General features: G+C 65.3%; 2 protein-coding genes. Both read right to left on the reverse strand.

What is annotated here, in order from left to right; translation table 11 throughout:
* On the reverse strand, positions 1–1,556 hold a 1,556-nt coding region (gene dnaE, locus JHD07_RS04285), incomplete at its 3' end, for a DNA polymerase III subunit alpha (protein WP_291619347.1).
* Between the two features lie 454 nt (positions 1,557–2,010).
* Positions 2,011–2,637 (reverse strand): outer membrane beta-barrel protein (locus JHD07_RS04290; protein WP_291619349.1); only part of this gene is annotated, 627 nt, incomplete at its 5' end.

Below are 2,637 nucleotides of genomic sequence, written 5' to 3' on the forward strand. Positions count from 1 at the left end.
GCGTGGCGCTTCAGGCCTTCGAGGCGCTGGGCGATGTCGAAGGCGCGCGCCACCACCGGGTCTTCGTCGCGGAACGCCTGGAGCTTCGGCTCGCTCTCGATCGCGGCGGCGAGCGTGACCGGCGCCGCCGGATTCTGCGGCACCAGCTTGGTCAGTTTGTCGACCTGGCCATAGGGCATCTGCAGCACGCGACCGACGTCGCGCAGCACGCCGCGCGCCTGCAGCGTTCCGAAGGTGATGATCTGCGCGACCTGGTCGCGGCCGTAGCGCTCCTGGACGTACTTGATCACCTCGCCGCGGCGGTCCTGGCAGAAGTCGATGTCGAAGTCCGGCATCGACACGCGTTCGGGATTGAGGAAGCGCTCGAACAGCAGGCCGAACTTGATCGGGTCGAGGTCGGTGATGGTCAGCGCCCAGGCGACCAGCGAGCCTGCGCCGGAGCCGCGGCCGGGCCCGACCGGGATGCCCTGGCTCTTCGCCCATTTGATGAAGTCGGACACGATCAGGAAGTAGCCCGCATATTTCATGCGGGTGATGACGTCGAGCTCGAACGCGAGGCGCTTGTTGTAGTCCTCGTCCGTCGTGCCCAGCGACAGCCCGTGCACGCGCAGGCGGTTGGCGAGCCCCTCCTCTGCCTGACGCTTCAGTTCGGCGGCCTCGACCGAAGCGGCGTCCGAGCTCTGCGCGGCGCCGACGGTGAAGAACGGCAGAATCGGCTTGCGCGTCATCGGCCGGAACGAGCAGCGCTCGGCGATCTCCACCGTTGAGGCCAGCGCCTCCGGAATGTCGGCGAACAGCAGCGCCATCTCGGCGCGCGTCTTGAAGCGATGATCGGGCGTCAGTTGCACGCGGTCGGTCTCGGCGATCAACCGGCCGCCGGCGATGCAGAGCAGCGCATCATGCGCCTCGTAGTCGTCCGTCGAAGCGAAATACGGCTCGTTGGTCGCAACCAGCGGCAGCCCCTTCGCGTAGGCGATGTCGATCAATCCGCTCTCGACGCGCCGCTCCTTCTCGACGTTGTGGCGCTGCAATTCGACGTAGAGACGGTCGCCGAACAGGCCGGCCAGACGCTCGCAGCGCGCGGCGCCGAGCTCGGCCATGCCGCCTGCGAGCGCCAGCGAGATCGGCCCGTCCGGTCCGCCCGTCAGCGCGATCAGCCCCTCGGTCTCGCCCTCGAGCCAATCGAACCTGATGAACGGTGCATGGCTGTCCGGCGATTCCAGGAACGCGCGCGAGTTGAGCCGCATCAGGCTGCGATAGCCGCGCTCCTGCGCGGCGAGCAGCACCACGCGGGAAGGCCCGATCGCGTTGCGCGCATTCGGATCCTGATCGCCGAAATCGATCGCCAACTCGCAGCCGACGATCGGCTGGATGCCGGAGCCCGCCATCTTGTCGGAGAACTCCAGCGCACCGAACATGTTGTCGGTGTCGGTCAGCGCCAGCGCCGGCTGGTGGTCCTTCTTCGCAAGCTCGGCAAGCTTGGCGATCTTGATCGAGCCCTTGAGCAGCGAATAGGCCGAGTGAACGTGAAGGTGAACAAATCCGGCGCTCGGCATGGTCGCGTGACGGCCTCTAACAGATGGAATGGAGCGGTCGTCGGCTCCTCAAGGCATCATGCGCCTGTGCGGCCGACTCGCAGCCCAATGGTGCGGTGCCACGCCGCGAGAGTCCACGCAGGAAGCGCCACTTCGCCCCGTCCTCCCGCTTTTCCCCAACCGGCGCGCTTGGAGCCTCCGGACTCAGAGCTGCGGTATGACCTGGGCCCAGATCGCGATCATCCCGACGAACAGCGTGATCGACGCCAGTGCGGCGGCTTCTTCGACGAAAACCCTGAACATGTCTCGCTCCGTTGCTAGAACGTATGAGGAACATTGTTCTCATTTCGTTCTCGGGAGTCAAGCGCGGCGGATGATCTCGAGGGGGAATGGTTAACTCGCTGAATTCCCGCAACAAAAAAGCCCCGGCCGAGGCCGGGGCTTTCGATGATCGCTGGAAGGAGAGCGATCTTTATCAGTAGCGACCCATCATCGGACCGCCGAACTTGTAGTTCAGGCGGACGAGGCCCATGTCGACGTCCTGCTTGATGCGGTCGGTTCCCGCTAGGCCGGCGAAGGTGACATCCTTGTCCGACAGGAAGATGTGGTTGTATTCGACGCCAACCGACCAATTCGGCGCGAAGCCGAACTCGAGACCGGCACCGACCGTGCCGCCCCAACGGGTCTGGTCGTTCGAGGACAGCAGCGCGCCCGAAGCCGTGCTGAACACTTCGTACTTCGCGCCGACCACGGCTGCACCGCCCTTGACGTAGAGCAGCACGTTGTTCCAGGCGTAACCGACCTGACCGGTGATCAGACCGAACGAGTCGATCTTCGAGCGGTTGCGGGTCGCAAACAGAGCGCTGACGTTGTCGCCGGTGAAGTCGGCCCAGTTGCCCTGACCTTCCACGCCGAACACGAACTGACCGTACTGCATGCGATAGCCGATCTGGCCACCGACCGTACCGCCGGTCGCATCATGCGAACCCTCGCGGCCGCCGCCGACGAGATCCCAGGTGCTGTGAGCCGAACCGCCGCCGCCGTTGACGCCGATGTAAAAGCCGCTCCAGCTAAGCGCTTGCGGCAGTGCGCCATTAGCCAG

Origin of the sequence: Bradyrhizobium sp. (genome assembly GCF_016462955.1) — a bacterium.
Lineage (GTDB): Bacteria > Pseudomonadota > Alphaproteobacteria > Rhizobiales > Xanthobacteraceae > Bradyrhizobium.